The 1007-nt window shown below is 50.6% G+C and carries 1 protein-coding gene; it reads left to right on the top strand.

Features of this window, described 5'->3' with window-relative positions; all coding sequences use genetic code 11:
• Positions 1–1007: DUF8437 domain-containing protein (locus WMO44_RS14920; protein WP_349153047.1), on the top strand; the 1007-nt coding region annotated here is incomplete at both ends.

Here is a 1007-nt window from a genome sequence, read left to right as displayed (position 1 = left end):
GCGGACGAATACCTTTCGGGTAATGTGCGCGATAAACTACGGATGGCACAACTTGCTGCAGAAAGCCGCTCGGAGTTCAAGGGCAATGTGGACGCACTGACTAAGGCGCAGCCCAAAGATTTGGAAGCTTCTGAAATTGATGTGCGGCTGGGTGCCACATGGCTTGCCCCCTCTATTGTGCAGCAGTTCATGATGGAAACTTTTCAGCCGCCCTATCGTATCCGCTACAACAATGCCATCACCGTTCGCTACTCCCCTTACACTTCCGAATGGCGAATCAGCAATAAATCTGCTACTGGCTTTGGTGACATTATGGCCACCGAAACCTACGGTACCCGCAGGGCCAATGCTTACAAGATTTTGGAAGACACCTTGAATTTGCGTGATAGCCGCGTTTATGATACCATCGAGGAGGATGGGAAAGAAAAGCGTGTGCTGAATCAAAACGAAACCACCCTCGCCCAGCAGAAACAGCAGGCCATCAAGGATGCTTTCGCTGGCTGGGTCTGGAAAGATCCGCAGCGGCGGACTCTGCTGGTGAAGAGGTACAATGAGCTTTTTAACAGCACCCGACCCCGTGAGTATGACGGAAGTCATATTCATTTTGTGGGCATGAACCCGGAGATCAATTTGCGAGAGCATCAGCGCAATGCGGTTGCCCATGTGCTGTATGGGTATAACACCCTTTTGGCGCACGAAGTCGGTGCCGGCAAGAGCTTTGAGATGGCGGCTTCCGCTATGGAACTGAAACGTCTGGGCTTGTGTCAGAAAAGTCTTTTTGTCGTGCCAAACCATTTGACGGAACAATGGGCCAGCGAATTTTTACGCCTGTACCCCAATGCAAAGCTGCTGGTCACCAGCAAAAAAGATTTTGAACCCGGTAATCGCAAAAAATTCTGTGCGAGAATTGCGACCGGTGATTATGATGCGGTTATCATCGGACACAGCCAGTTTGAAAAGATACCCTTGTCCGCAGAACGACAGGAGCGTCTGATTCAGGAACAGAT

Source organism: Faecalibacterium tardum, from assembly GCF_040096515.1.
In the GTDB taxonomy this organism is placed as follows: domain Bacteria; phylum Bacillota; class Clostridia; order Oscillospirales; family Ruminococcaceae; genus Faecalibacterium; species Faecalibacterium tardum.
Note: the sequence above shows the minus strand (reverse complement) of the source record. Positions and strands in the feature narration are given on the sequence as shown.